Here is a 14,729-nt window from a genome sequence, read left to right as displayed (position 1 = left end):
GCTCCTCATGCCGCAAACTCCGGCGGCTCGATATCCTGGAGCGGCTCGTCGCAGGGTCGATCATCTACGGCTTCGTCGTCGCCCTGTGGCTCCAGATCCTCGCCAGGAGCATCCAGGGCATCGAGGGCGGCTATCAGCCGCTCCACCGCCGCCTCCATGCGGGTGCGAAGGGACTGGTGCATCAACCCACCTCAACCAGCCGGGCGAAGTCGGCCAGCGCGCCGGCGAGGCGCCCTCTTTCCTCCCCGCTTTCGTCTTCGTCGTCGTCGAACATCTCGATTGCGATGATGGATCGCAGCTTGCATGCAACGCCGGCTGCTGTCGTAGCCTGCGTAGCAAAAAGAACGCGCTCCGCCTCGTGCTTGGCCAACATAGCGGCTTCCTCGACCTCCTCCAGGGCGTCGAGGCCGCAAGCTTTGCGGTCAGCGTCGCGGCGGCGGCGCAGTTCCTCCAATTCCGTCTTCAGCGCGTCGGCTCTGGCCTGCCAGGCACCGGACTGGGACCTGCCGGCGGCGCCACGCATCAAGTGCGAATGAATGAACGGGGCAAACGCTCGATCAATCTCGATTTCGTTCTCGGCGAAGGCAGTCCCCACCGTTAAGACCCGGACCTCTGCAAGATCGGGCTTCTCCCGTCGCCACTTCGTATCAGCGTCATCGACCGCTTTGTATGCTGCGAGCCAAGATTGATCCGCCTTCTTCCAGGCTTCGAACGCGGCGACCGCCGGATCGAGTGTGAGGCTTTCCGCGATCGATGCGATCGGGATGCCCAACGCCGGCACGCCGATCGCGGCGAGCCCGAACGTCCGGCGCGAAAGGAACTTCCCCGTGATATTCTGTTTATCAGCCATGACCTGCACTCCTGGTGCGGTTGCGGTTAGGGCCGGGCGGGAGGTGGCACCCTCTTGCCCGGCTCGCTAATTTCTGGCATCAGATAATCATGAAGTCAATAACTAGCGCTAGAAAATCGAAGGGTCGGCCCAAGATCGGCGCGACGCCGATCAACGTCCGCATGCCGCCCGAGGAACTGGTTCGGCTTGATGCCTGGATCGAGGATCAGCCGGAACCCAAGCCGTCGCGGCCGGAGGCCATTAGGCGTCTAGTCGAGCGTGGCTATTCGAGAAAAGGGAATTGAAATGAAGGTTAGGATTTTCAGCGAAGAGTTGCCCAAGGACGGCCAGGAAGCGGACTGGCCCGCCATTCCGCGCGAGGGCGAAGTTGTCACCTTCCACCATCGCGGCGGTGGCTCGAGCCTGCGCGTCGAAACCGTAAGATGGCACGTAGATACAGACGGCACCCCTATTGAGGTCGAGATTCGGCTAACCTTCTAGTTCGACTGGGCCATTCGCCTCGCGTGCCGGGGCGCAAAGCTCTAATCCCCGCCGCTGGGCATCGCCGTCATCAATAGCCGTCCTTCGGCTCGCCGAACCCGAACGGCGCGATGCTCGGGGGCGGCGCGCGCAGCTTCTCCGGCAGGAGTAGACGCTGACGTTTGGCCTGCTCGATCGGCGTGCCGATATCGACGCCGTCAACGAACTCGTGGACCGTCGCCATCGCCCGGGCCTCGTCATAGGTCAGGGCCACCGGCTGCCCATTGCGCCGCCGCGCGACGGCTCCGTCGGCACCGACCAGCGTCCAGCCGTCCCCGCTCGGTGACGTGACCCACAATCCCCACCGCGCATTGTTCCTGGCCGCCATGTCAATGTCTTCCGGGTAGTAGAGTCCGGATCGATCCGGCAGCGTCGCCAGATCGGCCGCCGTCAGCCGCGATCGAACGACATCACTGGCCTCGGCCATATGCGACCCAAACCCGGCCGGAGCCAGGGCGTTGTACATACCGGTTGAGACCATCACGTCGTACTGGCCGGCGATTGCCGCGACAGCCCGCCGGGCCGCCGCGCTCTCCCCCATGCCCTGCGTTGCCAGCCCGTAGGCCAGAAGCTTGGCGGACTCCACAAAGGCGGCGCCGTGCGCTTGGCCGCCGGCCAGCACACTGAAGGTGCCGATGAATTCGGCCAGGTCACTCTCGATCTTCGTATCGATGCTCTTGCTGACGGCGTCCTCCAGGGCCGACTTCACGACGCCCGGCTTGGTCATCTCCTGCTGCAGGACATTCGTCAACGTCGTCCTGGCCGCCATGTCGTTGATCAGCCCCAGCGCCACGAACTGCGACGGCAGGCCCCCAGGCCCGCGTTGCAGGTCGGCGAACGCCTCAGCCCAGACGTCGATACCCATGGACGCCTTTAAGCCGGCCATGTAGTCGGCCACGGTTTTGGGATCCATGGTCGCGATCCTGCCTAGGATCTGCTGGCGGCGAGCATTGGGCAGGATCGCGCGGGCGCCGGGGGGCACGCCAATACGCTCCTGCAAGGCAGTCGTCGCCGTGGCATACCTAGCCCAGTTCTCCGGGGTCGGCTGCGCTTCCAGAGTGGCCGCCGCCGCTCGCACAGTCGGGTCCGCAACGGCATAGCCGGCCGGATCCTCCGTCATTGCCTTGGCCCTCCGGTCGGCCTGCTGATCGAACGTCTTTAGTATGTCCTGCCGGGCCGCGAATTCTCTGGCCTGGCTGGTCGCGGGCACCAGGTCAGTCGTCGGATCGGTGACTAGGCCGAGATTCGAGCGGATGGCCGCCGTCAGCGGCCCGGTCCCATCGGCGAGGTCCGCCCGCATCTGGGCGACGTCCGCCGGTGCAGCGAATTTGATGCTCTGATAGAGCTGGCCAGCAATTTGGGCGTTCTTCAGGCCGCCGATGACCTGTTCTGCCTCCACTGGCGGCAGGGTCGCCCGGATCTGCTGCTCCGGGATTGGCACCGTGAGGCCGGACGTCAGGGCCGCATCGGTCTCCTTGACCGTCTGCGCAAGCTGGCTGCGATCGACGCCATAGGCTATCTCGTTCGCGGCCCATGCGCTGTTGAGCCGGCTGAGGCTGACGCGCTGCAAGTCCGGGTCGCCAGCGGTTTGGGCCAGGATCTGCGCCGTGGCGCTCTGGCGGTCGGGCAGCGCGCCCGGGTCGAAGTCCCTGGCGTATTGGGCCCGGCCTTCATAATTGTGGCCGCCTCGAGGATTGGCTGCGGACCATCCGGCCGGGCGCTCAAACCCGATCGCGGCGTCCAGTGCTGCTGGCAGGTCCGTGGCATTCTTCAACGCCGAGCCGGCCGATGCCTCGCTACCAGCAAGCTCATAGGTCGCGAATTCCAACTGCGTCCCGATATCGGCGGGGCTGGTGCCCTTCTGCGCGGCGAAAGCCTCCAGAGCCGCGCGGCGGTCGCCACGCCACTGCATGAGCCCGAAGGCGGTGCCGCCGTCGCCGACTGCGCCCGGGTTGCCCCCGGACTCCGCCATGATCTGCCCGACAAGCGCCCGCGCCGCCGGTTCCGGATATCCCGCGGCGCGGAAATGCTGGAACGCCATGGCCGAAACCGGCGAGCTGTTCACGCCGCGCGGCGTGCCGCCGGCCATCGCAGTGCTCACAATCTGATCGGCCCGCGCGTCGAGCACTTGGGGGCGCAGCGTCTGGCCAATCCGGGCCGCGTCCTCCCCCATCATCTCGCCGCGGTATGCCTCGAACAGCTTGGCCGCGCCAAGAGGGTCCCCGTCGCCTAGCATCACGCCGACTGACGCAGCGACCGTGTTGCCAATGTACTGGCGACGGCGGATGGCCGCAGTCTCTGGATCCTCGCCGAGCCGGCGGGACAGGTTCGCAATGTCCTGGATCCCGTTGGAGAGATAGGTGCTGTAAAGGCTAGGATCGGCCGCGAACGACGTGGCGAGCGTGGCGCTGCTCTGGGCGGCCGACGTCGCCGACGCCACAGCCCACGCTTGGTTCTGTTGCCGGGCGTGCTGCGCCGCCTTCGCGGTCAGCGACGTGAACTGCTGGTCGAGGATGGGTTTGATGGACCGGCGCACGGCGTCATTCGGCGCCGCGGCCAGGGTCTGCGACTGCTGCTGCCTCAGATCCGCTTGGAAAGCATCGAGGCCAGCAACGGCGTCCTGCCCGTTGAGCATGCTGTACTTGCCGAAGGCGTCGAGCGATCCCTGTTCGGCGCTGGTGACCAGGTCGCGGCCCATGCTGTCATTCGCCAGACTGGCCTGGCTGATGACGATGTTGCTGGCCTGCGCCGCGGCGCGCTGGATACCTTCGCCAAGGCCGCCGAGCGCGCGCGCCTCCAGAGCCCCGAAGGCGGCAGGATCCGCAGAGGAGCGGCCGTAGGGCAGCCTCTGATCGGCCGGAGCGACACGGGGGGCATTGATCGTCGGGATTGCCATGGATAGTTCCCCCTCAAGCCTGTGGTGTCGGCGTGATCAGGTCGCGCAGGCCTTCGGCCTCGGGGCCCATCGCTCTCAGACAGGCCGCGCGAACCTCCTCCTCGCGGAATTCTGGGAGGTCGGTGCACAGGTTGTGAACCCACGCCTCCAGCTTCGCCCAGCGATAGGCGAGAGCCGCCGGTTGATCCGTCGCCAGCGCCGCGGTGGCTCCCCAAAGTCGGTCCGTGGTGTGCATGCCATCTGCCTTTGCTGCCCAAGGCGGAGTATCTCTCCGCCGCACCCGCCCCTCCAACGCGAGAGGCGGCCTCAATTCCGCAAGCGGCCTTGGGGCCGGCCTACGTCTTCGCATACGGTCACCGCATCTTTGCCGCCCGCGCGGCGAGTTTCCGGATGAACGCCGGGTCATTCCCCAAGCCGGTCTGCTCTAGGTAGGAGACGATGGTCGGATCTTTCTGCGCGGCTGCCTGGACCAGCCGCTGGGCGGCGGCGACGTTGGCCTCGAACTTCGGTCCCCAGTCCTGCCGCAGCTGCGCAAGCGCGACGTCCTGGGCGACTAGCTGATAGTCCGGCCGGGATGCGGCGACCACGTCCCGCCATGCCTCCTGCGCGAACGTCGTGCCGGCGCCGGCGGCGACCATGGCATCGGCTGCGCGCGCCCGGGCCGCGTCCCCTTCGGCCGTCAGGTCCCATCCCTCATCGGACGGGGCGGCCAAGCTGATGCTCCCGGGCGTCGCCGGTGGCTCGTCGAAGCGGACATATTCGCGGGTCGGAGGCGGAGCCGGCTCGTACAGCGTCGCGGCAGCGCTTTCGGGCACCGGGTCATCGGCGGGGGCCGGGCCCGGCTTGACCACCGGCGCGGTCGTGACTACCGGCACCGATGGCGCCGGCTCTGACAGCTTCGCCGCCTCTGCCGGCGCGGCGCTGGGATAGAGCGCGGCGAGCGCGTCCCCGGTCATCGGTCGCCATCCTGAGGCAAGCCGATGTCGATCGTCAGAGCCGGGGCCGCATGACGGTTCAGCTGCTGCCGCGGCGGCGGCTCGGTGTCGGCCGGCAGCATGTACGGCGCCATCGCGGCCAGTTCGTTGCGGCGCTTCTGCTCGGCCACCGCGGCGATCTGCTTCTCGGCCATCGCCTGATAGGCCGCCTCCTCAGCCGCCTGTCGTACCGGCGTCACCGGCCAGCGGTCGCGGATCTTGGCGCCCAGCTCCTCGGCCGCCTGCTCGCAGGAGAAAACGTTCTCGAAAGCGTGGACCAAGCCCCCATAAGCCGATGGGATGTCGTCATGGGACAGGATGCCGGCCGGGATGAGGGTCATGATAATTTCGTCGCGCACAGGCCGGCGCACCTCAACCAGCAGCTCGTCACCGACACCCGTCAGGGTGTGGATTTCCCGCGCCAGCCGCTTCATCCGGTCGTACCGATCGATGAGCACGGCGAGCGCGTCATCGATCTCGGAGGCTGCCGCGCGGCGCTCGTCCTGGAGCGCAAGCGCCTGCTCGAACTGGGCGACCTTTCGGTGATACTGCTCCGCCGCAATCTCGGCGCCGATCGCCGGCTGGAGGCCGTCCAAGCGCACCTGGATCTCCTCGAGCTCGCTGTGCAGGTCGGCTATCGCTCGGCGCCGGGCAACGCGCGCGGCGGTCTGCGCCAGGTCGAGCCCGGCCAACTCGGCCTGCTTGGCCTCGACCTGCCCCTTCACGTCGGCCATCAGGGCGTTGAGCCGGTCGCGCTCGGCGTGCGCCGGCTTGTCGACGGTGGCGGGGGCGGCGGTGGACATGCGGGGTTGCCTTTCGGGCTGAGGATGGCGAGGCGTCAGGACGCGCTTGCGAGGACGGCCACGCGGGCGCCCGGTGGGGGCGGTCATGTCGGGTGCTCCTCCAGATGGACTGGATTGAGCCACCGCCCCTTAGCGTCCATGGGATAGACCCCGGACAGCCGCACATAGTCGGCATCGAGGTAGCGGCGGATCCGGATCACGCAATCGCTCTCGGTGGGCTCTATGCGGGCCCTGGCGTAGGCCCGCTCGTCGGCGACGTCATCGGATGCGACGAGGACGAAGGCCCGGCGAGGCGTTGCCTGCTGGGCTTCTAGCGCCTCCAGGCGCGCCATCAGGCTCGCTTTCGCCATGGCCCTGCCGTCACGCTAGAGGGGGCGCCCGCCTTGCGCTCAAGCTCGTCGAGCCTGCGCTCCAGGTCCGCGCCCTCGATCGCCTGGCGCAGGACGTTCAGGCCGAAGATGAAACGCGATCCGGTTTCCGGCGAAAGCTCGTCCCGGCGCATCTCGCGGTAGACCTTCGCCATCTCGGTAATGACGCCACCGGCGGTATCTAGACGACCGATCCGAGGGGCTCTCGTGCGGGGCTTTTTCATGACCTCTGCAACGCAACTTGTAGGCTGGTCAGTATACTGCGTCCGCGTGTCGCCTCTAACGCGCTATTTTTGCTCTATTTCTTGACGAATAAAGGCGGAAGGAGGCTCCCCCAAACCCATTCATCGGTATCGTGATCGATCCGCGCGAGCGCCGTCGGAAACTCGTCCGAGCGTGCGGCCCGATTGAACCCAAGATCGGCGATGAGCGCGCGGCACCGATCCGAGAATTCCTGCCGATCCCTGACTGGCTCGCTGGGTTCGACCGGCCCCCTGTAGTGAGGTGTGACACAGACGATGCGGGGCTCGATGGCGCTCTCGTACCCCAGCAGAAAAGCGGTGGTTCCTTCCTCGATGGTGATTTGAAGCCGCTCCAGGACATCGGCGATATCGAGGTGTGGCGCGGCGGCGATCCAGTTGATGTGCCCGGCGATGCCGCGCAGCCCGGCATCAGCCTCCAGCCGTTCGACCCGGGCGAGTAGCGATGCCCTGGTCATGGCACGGTCCGGTGGCGAGGCGTGACATGGGCGTATGGCTGAGAGCGTGGCGGCTGCATCTTCGATCCTTCAGAGGGAGGGGTTGGGCGTTTTCTCGTGGTTTCTCATTGGGATGAGGCCTGACGAGTGCGCAGCGTAACGGCTGCTAAGGGGCGATCCGGAGCGCGCGGCGGTAGCCGGCAGCCACTGTTCCCTCCTGTTCGCAGGAGGCTCATCACGGGGCTGACTTCCCTGTCGATATGCTCGGCGAGCGGGCGCCCAGAAGATCCAATGCCTCGCGCAGGCCATTCAGATCGTCCTGCAGCACCATCCGGCGATGGCGAATATCCAGCAGCCTGGTCGAACGCTGCCCAGTCTCCAACTCGGTCACGATCTCATCGGCCGCCTGGCTGCGGAGACCTTCCATCTCAGCCTCAGCACGTCCGATGGCGATGCGGAGCAAGCTGATACGATCCGTAGGGTGATCCTGGTGCGTCATCACGACGTTCCTTTCGCTGGTCCCGATGTCCTTCGCAGTGGCGTTGAGCCCCCGAAAACCCCCAGTTCGGGGGCGTTCCAACGCCCGGGGGTATATAGGGGGTTGGAAGGAAGGGTGTTGGGAGGCAGTTGGAAGGGTGTTGGGAGGGGGTTACGAGGGTGTTGGGAGGGGTGTTGGGACCCCGTTGGAAGCCCATTTTTTGAGTTGGAAGGGTGTTGGAAGGTGATGATCGTCATGCCTCGACAACCAACTTCGAACGACGCTTTGAGGCGGGCCCGAACTCCATGATCCGGATGCTCCCTGCACCCAGAAGGTGCATCATCGCCCTCGATAGTTCCTGCTTGGTCACCCCTCCAGCGTCGGGATGGCGGGCGAAGATCGTTGGAGCGTGCGTGGGACCATTGTTGGCTGACACGTTCATCCCCTGCTCCGTGAGCCGGCCCAACAGCCGCAAGAACGTGTCCTCGGCCTTCCGAGCGCGTGCCATGGCGTCAAGGCCGTCGATGCCATCCAGAGGCACGAAGATCCCATCCCGCCAGCGCACGGTCAGAACGTCGCCGGAGCGGCCATAGTTGGCCTTCTTGGTCGTGAGGGTCCGCACGTCCGGATCCGGCTCTGTGCCGTCCTGTGCCTTCGCGCGCTCGAAATAGAGCCGGCTTCGAACCGTGTTGTTCCATGACGTGCTGCCCGATGACCCGGAGCCGGACGCCATGCCGGTGAGCGACGGGTGCGACAGGATCAGCACCGCTGTCTCATGTGCGCGGGCCATACCCTTCATGAGGCTGATGAACTGCCGAACCTGCGATCGGTGGTTCTCGTCGCCGCTGAAGGCGTCGGCCAGCGTGTCGATGACCACCAGGGTCGGGCCGAACGCCGCAACCTCGGCAGCGACCGCCTCATACAGTAGCGTCGCCTGGATGGTTCCCCCGCGTTCCGAGAGCTCGCCCAGAACCGCATTCTCGCCGACCAGGTCGACAAGCCGCAGGTCGGACAGATCGGACCAGCGGACGCCGCGGAAAGCGCGGATGGCCTCGAGCCGGCGGTGCATCTCGTCGGCGTCGTCCTCGGCCGAGACGTACAAAGAGCGACCCGGTTCCGGAGCGGTGCCGATCCAATCGCTGCCTATGGCGCGAGCGACACAGAGCTGCATCGCGAGAAGCGATTTGCCCGTGGCGCCGTCCCCCGACAGCATGCTCACGGTCTTCGCAGGGAGCAGGTTTGGCACGATCCACTCCCGAGCCGGGATCGCGACGCCTTCCCAATGCGCGGGATTGATGACACGGAGCTTCGGTACGTCGAGCGCCGGCGCCCGGGTATCCTTCGGCACGGCAAAGGGAATGTCGTCGGAATACGGCGGCACATCGGGATGCGATACGGCGTTCATGCCGCCTGCCGCACTGTGATGCCCGGCATCCGGCGCTCGTAGGCGCTAGTGATCGCAGCGCGTAGGCGACGGGCCAGTTGCGGAGTTTCGCACTCGATCGGTCCGGATCTCTGCAGGGCAGCCATTGCCGAATCCTGCAAGGGCACAGCGCCGTCGGGAGGCGCCCCGGCGCAAAGCCATCCCCACGCCGTCTCATACAGCCGGATGGACCATCCCCCCTGAGCTGCGGTCACTGCATCGGGGTTGAGCCAATCCAAACCACCACGTCGCGGCCAGATGCTTGCCGGAGCCCGAGGGCTGAATGCGAATAGATCGGCCAGAACACCCCGGTCGTATGTCGGCAGGATCAAGAACGGCCGGCCGACGTCATTCCCAGGCGACCACATTCCATCGAATATCCGGACGGTCGCGAAGCCGAAGCCGGTTGCGGCAAGCCCCGGCGCCGCCGGAGATGCCTTCAACCAGGCCAGCGAGACGTCATTGCGCCGAACGGCTGCCACTGCGGCCGCAAACTCGATTTCAAGGTCACCTATGCGGAACGGGTCGGCGTCGCCCATCTCGTCAATGTGATTGACGAGCTCGATGAGGCATGAGTCGACCTGTGCCGCACCCGATAGTTCGGGCGAGCTTGTCATGCGGTGGTCACGCGGGTAGTGGGCGGGATTGGTCTGTCGAGAGACGGGCGTCGCCATCACGGCGGTGCCTCCTATGTAAGCCGCCCTAGCGCCCGGAACCGCGTGCTGCTACAATGGATTGTTCCTAACTTCGCCCATGTATCAGCGACGCCATCCGGTCACACGGGTGGCGTTTCGCGTTTCAGGCGGCCTTGTCGTCGGCCTCAAGGTACGACTTGAGGGACGAGAACAGCACCAATCGCCGGCCGGCCTTGAGCCGTGACTGAAGGCTGCGTTCGTTGATCAGCTTGTAGATCGTCCCGCGGCTCAATCCGGAGATCGCAATGGCGGTTTCGACGGTGACTGAGATCGGCTGCTGAATGTCGGAGGATGCCGTGGACAAAGGTGCACTCCAATGCGTGCGAGTGAATCCAGGCCTCCGATTATATGCATGCCGAATCCCCCCTCAAAGGAACGATCTCAATGTTTTTTTTGCCGGCTACCCCGCAGCCGTAGGCGCTTGATTGAACTGAAGAATATTCGCGTCGGCCTCACCCGAGGCGCCGGGCTCTCTGCTCGGAAGTGCACAAAAGGCCGCCCAGTCAGCCATCATCCAGCGGCGCTTGTCGAGCTTGGCGCCGCGCTCATAGGCGGCCCGCGCCTTGTCCTTGATGCCGTGCGCCAGCGCCGCCTCCGCCACCTCGACTGGATAGCCGGTGGTCTCACCGGCCCAGTCCCGGAAACAGCTCCTCATGCCGTGAACCGTGGCACCGCGACCGCCCATCTTCGGATCGACCCACGGTTTCGGCTGGCCCTCGGGCACCTCGTTCAGGTCGCGAATGACCTTGGCCATGGCCATGTTGCTCAACCCCCGCCCCTTCTTGCCGCCGGGGAAGACGTAGTCGCCGTGTTTGGCGTCGCGCAGCTCCAGCATCTCGCGCAGCACCGCGAGGGCTGCCTCGGATAGCGGCACGACATGCTCGCGCTCGCCCTTCATCTTGTCGCCCGGCACAGTCCAGAGCGCGGCGTCGAGATCGATCTCTGGCCACCGGGCGCCGTAGGTCTCGTTCGAGCGAGCAGCAGTCAGAATGGTGTACTCAAGCGCCCGGGCGGCGACACCGTTCTTGGCCCTGAGCTTGGTGATGAAGGCGCCGATCTGCGGATAGGGCAGCGCCGGGAAATGCCCGTCTCCGCCGCCGTTCTGCTGCCGCTTGGCCCGCTTCGTCTTCTCGACCTTCGGCAGCAGCGGCTCCAGGCAGCCTTTCCAGGCGGCGGGGTTGAGCCCCTGTGGCCGCCAATTCTCGGCGGCAGCATAGTCCAGCACGGTCTCCAGCCGACCGCGGAGCCGGCTCGCGGTCTCGGGCACCCTGGTCCAGAACTCGTCAGTGATGACCCGCCGCACGGCCGGTGTGTCGATCGCGGCCACATCGAGGGCGCCAATTGCCGGATAGGCGTACTGCTCCAGCGTATTTTTCCACTGCTGCCGATGCTTCGGGTTCTTCCAGGTCGGCTCGAACTTCGCGATATAGCGCTTGGCCGCCTCCTTGAAGGTGACGACTTTGGCGGCATCAGCAACGGCCTTGGCGCGCTCGGCCCTCTTGTGCTCCAACGGATCAATGCCATCGAGCAGAAGTCGACGCATCCCCCGCGCTTTTTCGCGTGCGTCCTTCAGATCGAGGATGTCAGCCGGGCCAAGCCCCATCCAGTGCGCGTTGCCATTCCTCATGTACCTGAAAAGGTAGGATTTTTGCTCGGCGCTTCTGACCTGCAGATAAAGGCCGTTGCCATCCGAGTAGCGGCCTGGCTCCTTCAGCCTGCGCACCTGGACCGCCGACAATTTGTCTTTCATCACCACCTCCAGCATTCGACTCAGTGTACATGTCGAATGTGGATAGCGATAGACGGGCGTGAACAGGCATGGACAACGGAAACCATAACCTATTGGGGTAGCTTTGGTTTTTTGGACGGCCGTGGACGGCCGTGGACATTGGTTAGGCGGTCTTCCCCTCCGCCATTCAGCTTCGCGCTCACGCGCCTCGCAGGACTGTCGCCTCTCCTCATCGCGAACCAGGATGCCCTCCGTAGCTTCAGCGAAGGAGGGCCGCCGATGTTTCATGTCTAGCTTATCGAAAGCATTTCAACACAGGGTCAGCGCTACGTCGGAGTGACCGCGGGCCTCAAGCAGCGTCTTCAAGACCACAATTCAGGAACGTCGATCCACACTTCAAAATTCAAGCCATGGCGGTTGACGATCGCGTTTAGCAATCGAGCCAAGGCAGAAGCTTTTGAGCGCTATCTCAAGTCGGTATCTGGTCACACTTTCGCCAACAAGCGCTTGTGGCAGTATCCTTCATGGTGGATTGAGGCCTGAACGCATATCGACCACCTCGATCGTCTATTGACGTCGTGCGGTGAGCACCGCGCTCCGATCGTGCCATGAAGAATATTCGTTATTTAAGTAAATTGATATCAATAGGGAGGAAGTAATGGACCTTAGCACTCGCCTTGTCGATCTTCAGAAAAAAGTCAACGCCCATAGAGAAATTTTACTGACTGAGGAAGCAGCGAAGACGGCCCTTGTTATGCCATTCATTCAGGCGCTGGGTTACGATGTATTCAACCCTGGAGAGGTTGTACCGGAGTTTACTGCGGATGTTGGAACCAAGAAAGGCGAGAAGGTTGATTATGCCATTTGCATGGATAGAAAAATTTCGATTCTGATCGAATGCAAACCTTCCAGCGCGGAGTTGAGCCTCAACCATGCGAGCCAACTCTTCCGATACTTTAGCGTCACGGATGCCAGATTGGCCATCCTGACGAATGGTGTTGTGTATCATTTTTACTCAGATGTAGATCGCCCCAATAAAATGGACGAAAAGCCATTCTATACGTTTTCTATAGAAGCGATCAAACCATCGGATGCAAAGATCCTTGAAAAATTTGGGAAATCCTCTTTCGATATCGATCAAATCGTTCAAGAAGCCGTCAACCTGAAGATGCAATCCCAGCTCAGAAGAGAGCTGGAAAGGGAGTTCAACGAACCTTCAGAGGATCTCGTCCGCATACTGGCATCACGCGTTTACGGCGGACGGCTAACACCAGCAATCAAGGAAAGCTTCAGCAAAGTACTGCCGGCGGTGATTTCCAGCCTGATCCGTGATTTGGTAAATGAACGACTTTCCTCGGCCCTTAATGCCGCAGCTCCTGAAATTCCTGACGTTGTTGACGGCAACTCAGACGAAGAGGCTGTGATGACAACACAGGAAGAAGTTTCAGGCTTTCACATTATTCAAGCAATCGCCTCGCGACTTATCCACCCAAAGCGCGTCGTGATCAGAGATGCGAAATCCTACTGCGCCGTGTTGCTGGACGACAACAATCGCAAGACCGTCGCTCGGCTGCACTTTAATGGGGTGACAACCAAGCACCTTGGGCTGTTCGACGGCAAGGATGAGACCAGGCATTCGCTCTCTGATCTGACCGAGATCTACCAGTATATGAGCCAGATCGAGGCGCGGATTCGGGAGTTGGATCCGAGCATTCCAGTGCGATCTCAAGCCTGATAACCTCTTCTGGCAACCACGTTATCAGTCGGCCGGAGAGCCAAGGATGCCACGCACGCTTGAAGGCCGCTGCGCCTGCGGATCCGTGCGGTACCGGCTGCTGTCGCCGCCGATGGTCGTGCATTGCTGCCACTGCTGCGACTGCCAGCGGCAGACGGGCAGCGCCTTCGTGCTCAACGCCCTGATCGAGGCAGACCGGGTCGAGCTGCTGTCGGGCGAGCCGGAACTCGTCGCCGTGCCGACCGACAGCGGCGAGCCGCACGTCATCCACCGCTGCCCCGCCTGCCGCACGGCGCTGTGGAGCACCTATGGCGGCCGCACCCAGATCCGCTTCGTTCGGGTCGGCACGCTGGACGACCCGACGGCGCTGCCGCCCGACGTCCACATCTTCACCCGGTCGAAGCTGCCCTGGGTGGTGCTGCCGGAAGGCGTCCCCGCCTTCGAGGTCTACTACGAGATGGAGACGCTCTGGCCCCACGCCAGCCTGGACCGCCGGCGCAAAGCCCTGGGCGGTTGACCCGCCGCTCTCAGGCGAAGGCCGGCTGGGCGCCCTCGCCCATCCCGCGCGGCAGCGCCGCCACCGGGAGTTCCACCGGCGCCGGGGCGAACAGCAGGTCGGGGCGCGCCGCGGCCCAGGCCTTGTCCTTGGCCAGCGCCGCCGGGCGGTTGTCGGTGCGGCACAGCATCAGGGCGCCGGACGGGTGCCGCCACAGGTCGAAGCCGAGCAGGTCGGGGAACTCGCGCAGCGCCGCCTGCAGCAGCGCCGCCGGGCCCTCCGCCGCCAGCAGCCGCCGCGACAGTGTGTTGCGGTAGAGCTTCAGACCATCCCGTTCCCGGACTTCCCGCGTGACCGCCATTTCCGGATCTCCTTCGTCCGGGGCCGCGACGCCTCGCGGCCCGACGGAGAGAACATAGTGCGAACGCGACAGGGAGTCCAGCAAAAGGAACAATTCGGGAACTGTCCGTTTCGTTCAAGCCGCGCGGCGCGGCAGGGCGCAGACTGCCGGGACATCGACCATGGAGTCCGTCATGAGCCGAGCCCTTTCCTCCCGCACCCTCAGCGTCTGGATCGACCGCGACCCTGACGCCGTCTATGCCTTCCTCTCGATCCCCGAGAACTTCATGCAATGGGCCAGCGGCCTCGCCGATTCGCTCGAGCGCGACGGCGACGGCTGGGTCGCCGACACGCCGGAGGGGACCGTGCAGGTCCGCTTCACCCCGCCCAACCCGTTCCGCATCGCCGACCACTGGGTGATTCCGCCGAGCGGGCCCGAGATCGCCCTGCCGATACGGGTGCTGGCCAATGGCGGCGGCAGCGAGGTGACGTTCCACCTGTTCCGCCTGCCGGAGATGGACGACGCCCGCTTCGCCGCCGATGCCGAATGGGTCGAGCGCGACCTGGCGACGCTGAAGCGGGTGCTGGAAACCCGGCAGCCCGGCGCATAGACGAACGTCGAATACGTCCCGCGACGGCGCGGCTGTTAAAGTTGCACGATAGCGCGTCGTACTATAGGGGCGTTCGCCCTCACAAAAATCGGCGCGCCGGCCACAATGAACAGGGA

General features: G+C 64.5%; 20 protein-coding genes. 5 read left to right on the top strand and 15 right to left on the bottom strand.

Features of this window, described 5'->3' with window-relative positions; genetic code table 11:
• Window positions 1-5: 5 nt before the first annotated feature.
• Window positions 6-182, bottom strand: coding sequence for a hypothetical protein (locus QFZ27_RS22550; RefSeq protein ID WP_429228693.1), 177 nt, complete (start codon window positions 180-182; stop codon window positions 6-8).
• Window positions 182-850, bottom strand: coding sequence for a hypothetical protein (locus QFZ27_RS22545; RefSeq protein WP_429228692.1), 669 nt, complete (start codon window positions 848-850; stop codon window positions 182-184). The genes QFZ27_RS22550 and QFZ27_RS22545 overlap by 1 nt, the downstream gene beginning before the upstream one ends.
• A 285-nt stretch (window positions 851-1,135) precedes the next feature.
• On the opposite strand from QFZ27_RS22545, the gene QFZ27_RS22540 reads away from it, so the two are divergent.
• A complete protein-coding gene (locus QFZ27_RS22540; protein ID WP_429228691.1) occupies window positions 1,136-1,330 on the top strand; it encodes a hypothetical protein in 195 nt (64 codons plus the stop codon).
• Between the two features lie 70 nt (window positions 1,331-1,400).
• On the opposite strand, the gene QFZ27_RS22535 is transcribed toward QFZ27_RS22540, so the two are convergent.
• From QFZ27_RS22535 to QFZ27_RS22480, 12 genes are all read right to left on the bottom strand, one after another.
• On the bottom strand, window positions 1,401-4,265 hold the full coding sequence (locus QFZ27_RS22535; RefSeq protein WP_429228690.1) for a phage tail tip lysozyme: 2,865 nt from the start codon (window positions 4,263-4,265) through the stop codon (window positions 1,401-1,403).
• 13 nt (window positions 4,266-4,278) lie between these two features.
• A complete protein-coding gene (locus QFZ27_RS22530) occupies window positions 4,279-4,500 on the bottom strand; it encodes a hypothetical protein (protein ID WP_429228689.1) in 222 nt (73 codons plus the stop codon).
• Between the two features lie 118 nt (window positions 4,501-4,618).
• Window positions 4,619-5,221: a hypothetical protein gene (locus QFZ27_RS22525; RefSeq protein WP_429228688.1), complete on the bottom strand. Its 603-nt coding sequence runs from the start codon at window positions 5,219-5,221 to the stop codon at window positions 4,619-4,621.
• A complete protein-coding gene (locus tag QFZ27_RS22520; RefSeq protein WP_429228687.1) occupies window positions 5,218-6,042 on the bottom strand; it encodes a hypothetical protein in 825 nt (274 codons plus the stop codon). The genes QFZ27_RS22525 and QFZ27_RS22520 overlap by 4 nt, the downstream gene beginning before the upstream one ends.
• 83 nt (window positions 6,043-6,125) lie before the next feature.
• A complete protein-coding gene (locus QFZ27_RS22515) occupies window positions 6,126-6,392 on the bottom strand; it encodes a hypothetical protein (protein WP_429228686.1) in 267 nt (88 codons plus the stop codon).
• Window positions 6,374-6,565, bottom strand: coding sequence for a hypothetical protein (locus QFZ27_RS22510; protein WP_429228685.1), 192 nt, complete (start codon window positions 6,563-6,565; stop codon window positions 6,374-6,376). Before QFZ27_RS22510 ends, QFZ27_RS22515 begins: the two co-directional genes overlap by 19 nt.
• Window positions 6,566-6,708: 143 nt before the next feature.
• Complete coding sequence (locus tag QFZ27_RS22505) at window positions 6,709-7,128, bottom strand: hypothetical protein (protein WP_429228684.1); 420 nt, start codon at window positions 7,126-7,128, stop codon at window positions 6,709-6,711.
• Between the two features lie 214 nt (window positions 7,129-7,342).
• Window positions 7,343-7,606, bottom strand: coding sequence for a hypothetical protein (locus QFZ27_RS22500; protein ID WP_429228683.1), 264 nt, complete (start codon window positions 7,604-7,606; stop codon window positions 7,343-7,345).
• Between the two features lie 232 nt (window positions 7,607-7,838).
• On the bottom strand, window positions 7,839-8,990 hold the full coding sequence (locus tag QFZ27_RS22495; protein ID WP_429228681.1) for an AAA family ATPase: 1,152 nt from the start codon (window positions 8,988-8,990) through the stop codon (window positions 7,839-7,841).
• The gene (locus tag QFZ27_RS22490; protein WP_429228680.1) at window positions 8,987-9,682 is read right to left on the bottom strand and encodes a hypothetical protein; all 696 of its coding nucleotides are present in this window, start codon (window positions 9,680-9,682) and stop codon (window positions 8,987-8,989) included. The genes QFZ27_RS22495 and QFZ27_RS22490 overlap by 4 nt, the downstream gene beginning before the upstream one ends.
• A gap of 124 nt (window positions 9,683-9,806) precedes the next feature.
• Window positions 9,807-10,007, bottom strand: a complete 201-nt coding sequence (locus QFZ27_RS22485) for a helix-turn-helix domain-containing protein (RefSeq protein ID WP_429228679.1) — start codon at window positions 10,005-10,007, stop codon at window positions 9,807-9,809.
• Between the two features lie 96 nt (window positions 10,008-10,103).
• Window positions 10,104-11,453, bottom strand: a complete 1,350-nt coding sequence (locus QFZ27_RS22480; RefSeq protein WP_429228678.1) for a tyrosine-type recombinase/integrase — start codon at window positions 11,451-11,453, stop codon at window positions 10,104-10,106.
• Window positions 11,454-11,729: 276 nt separating this feature from the next.
• On the opposite strand from QFZ27_RS22480, the gene QFZ27_RS22475 reads away from it, so the two are divergent.
• The 3 genes from QFZ27_RS22475 to QFZ27_RS22465 all read left to right on the top strand — a co-directional run bounded on the left by QFZ27_RS22475 (window position 11,730) and on the right by QFZ27_RS22465 (window position 13,684).
• Window positions 11,730-11,975, top strand: coding sequence for a GIY-YIG nuclease family protein (locus QFZ27_RS22475; RefSeq protein ID WP_429232481.1), 246 nt, complete (start codon window positions 11,730-11,732; stop codon window positions 11,973-11,975).
• Window positions 11,976-12,090: 115 nt separating this feature from the next.
• A complete protein-coding gene (locus QFZ27_RS22470; RefSeq protein ID WP_429228677.1) occupies window positions 12,091-13,167 on the top strand; it encodes a type I restriction endonuclease in 1,077 nt (358 codons plus the stop codon).
• A gap of 46 nt (window positions 13,168-13,213) precedes the next feature.
• Entirely contained in the window at window positions 13,214-13,684 is a 471-nt protein-coding gene (locus tag QFZ27_RS22465) for a GFA family protein (RefSeq protein WP_429228676.1), read from the top strand.
• A gap of 10 nt (window positions 13,685-13,694) precedes the next feature.
• Here QFZ27_RS22465 and QFZ27_RS22460 read toward each other — a convergent pair whose 3' ends face one another.
• Window positions 13,695-14,024: a hypothetical protein gene (locus tag QFZ27_RS22460; RefSeq protein WP_429228675.1), complete on the bottom strand. Its 330-nt coding sequence runs from the start codon at window positions 14,022-14,024 to the stop codon at window positions 13,695-13,697.
• Window positions 14,025-14,196: 172 nt separating this feature from the next.
• Here QFZ27_RS22460 and QFZ27_RS22455 point away from each other — a divergent pair, with 172 nt between their 5' ends.
• On the top strand, window positions 14,197-14,613 hold the full coding sequence (locus QFZ27_RS22455) for an SRPBCC family protein (RefSeq protein WP_429228674.1): 417 nt from the start codon (window positions 14,197-14,199) through the stop codon (window positions 14,611-14,613).
• The last annotated feature ends 116 nt before the right edge of the window (window positions 14,614-14,729 follow it).

Source organism: Inquilinus ginsengisoli (assembly GCF_050434925.1).
In the GTDB taxonomy this organism is placed as follows: domain Bacteria; phylum Pseudomonadota; class Alphaproteobacteria; order DSM-16000; family Inquilinaceae; genus Inquilinus; species Inquilinus ginsengisoli_B.
Note: the sequence above shows the minus strand (reverse complement) of the source record. Positions and strands in the feature narration are given on the sequence as shown.

Coding starts and splice junctions, on each gene's coding strand:
- QFZ27_RS22460 (WP_429228675.1), bottom strand. CDS start 14,024: ATGGCGGTCACGCGGGAAGTCCGGGAACGGGATGGTCTGAAGCTCTAC.
- QFZ27_RS22515 (WP_429228686.1), bottom strand. CDS start 6,392: ATGGCGAAAGCGAGCCTGATGGCGCGCCTGGAGGCGCTAGAAGCCCAG.
- QFZ27_RS22550 (WP_429228693.1), bottom strand. CDS start 182: ATGCACCAGTCCCTTCGCACCCGCATGGAGGCGGCGGTGGAGCGGCTG.
- QFZ27_RS22525 (WP_429228688.1), bottom strand. CDS start 5,221: ATGACCGGGGACGCGCTCGCCGCGCTCTATCCCAGCGCCGCGCCGGCA.
- QFZ27_RS22530 (WP_429228689.1), bottom strand. CDS start 4,500: ATGCACACCACGGACCGACTTTGGGGAGCCACCGCGGCGCTGGCGACG.
- QFZ27_RS22545 (WP_429228692.1), bottom strand. CDS start 850: ATGGCTGATAAACAGAATATCACGGGGAAGTTCCTTTCGCGCCGGACG.
- QFZ27_RS22505 (WP_429228684.1), bottom strand. CDS start 7,128: ATGACCAGGGCATCGCTACTCGCCCGGGTCGAACGGCTGGAGGCTGAT.
- QFZ27_RS22490 (WP_429228680.1), bottom strand. CDS start 9,682: ATGGCGACGCCCGTCTCTCGACAGACCAATCCCGCCCACTACCCGCGT.
- QFZ27_RS22535 (WP_429228690.1), bottom strand. CDS start 4,265: ATGGCAATCCCGACGATCAATGCCCCCCGTGTCGCTCCGGCCGATCAG.
- QFZ27_RS22455 (WP_429228674.1), top strand. CDS start 14,197: ATGAGCCGAGCCCTTTCCTCCCGCACCCTCAGCGTCTGGATCGACCGC.
- QFZ27_RS22500 (WP_429228683.1), bottom strand. CDS start 7,606: ATGACGCACCAGGATCACCCTACGGATCGTATCAGCTTGCTCCGCATC.
- QFZ27_RS22540 (WP_429228691.1), top strand. CDS start 1,136: ATGAAGGTTAGGATTTTCAGCGAAGAGTTGCCCAAGGACGGCCAGGAA.
- QFZ27_RS22510 (WP_429228685.1), bottom strand. CDS start 6,565: ATGGCGAAGGTCTACCGCGAGATGCGCCGGGACGAGCTTTCGCCGGAA.
- QFZ27_RS22480 (WP_429228678.1), bottom strand. CDS start 11,453: ATGAAAGACAAATTGTCGGCGGTCCAGGTGCGCAGGCTGAAGGAGCCA.
- QFZ27_RS22465 (WP_429228676.1), top strand. CDS start 13,214: ATGCCACGCACGCTTGAAGGCCGCTGCGCCTGCGGATCCGTGCGGTAC.
- QFZ27_RS22495 (WP_429228681.1), bottom strand. CDS start 8,990: ATGAACGCCGTATCGCATCCCGATGTGCCGCCGTATTCCGACGACATT.
- QFZ27_RS22470 (WP_429228677.1), top strand. CDS start 12,091: ATGGACCTTAGCACTCGCCTTGTCGATCTTCAGAAAAAAGTCAACGCC.
- QFZ27_RS22520 (WP_429228687.1), bottom strand. CDS start 6,042: ATGTCCACCGCCGCCCCCGCCACCGTCGACAAGCCGGCGCACGCCGAG.